Source organism: Rhodobacter flavimaris (assembly GCF_021378075.1).
GTDB classification, from domain to species: Bacteria; Pseudomonadota; Alphaproteobacteria; order Rhodobacterales; family Rhodobacteraceae; genus Rhodobacter; species Rhodobacter flavimaris.
Window position 1 is genome coordinate 1 of record NZ_JAJUOS010000087.1, and the last position, 279, is coordinate 279.

Consider the following 279-nt stretch of genomic DNA (forward strand, 5'->3'; position numbering starts at 1 on the left):
GGCGGCCCCGGAGGCAAGGACGGTACGTCGATCGAGGTTGGTCACGCCCGGGTCAACGAGCGACCTGCCCCGAGATCACGCTCGATCGGTGTGAGCACCGTCTGTTCACCCGGGGTTGGCCCGGCGGTCCGTTCGGGGCCGACCGTCCGCCAGGCGATCAGGACGACCGCCCAGCCGGCCACGACGTCGAGCACCCAGTGGTTGCCGGTACCCACGACGACGACCCCCGTGACGACCGCGTGCGCCCAGGCGAGCGCAGCGACCCAGCGGCGGCGGGCG

Annotated in this window: 1 protein-coding gene; it reads right to left on the reverse strand. The window is 73.5% G+C overall.

All coding sequences use genetic code 11. The features are described from left to right. Positions 1-41 precede the first annotated feature (41 nt). Positions 42-279 (reverse strand): phosphatase PAP2 family protein (locus LZA78_RS17735; RefSeq protein WP_233678193.1); only part of this gene is annotated, 238 nt, incomplete at its 5' end.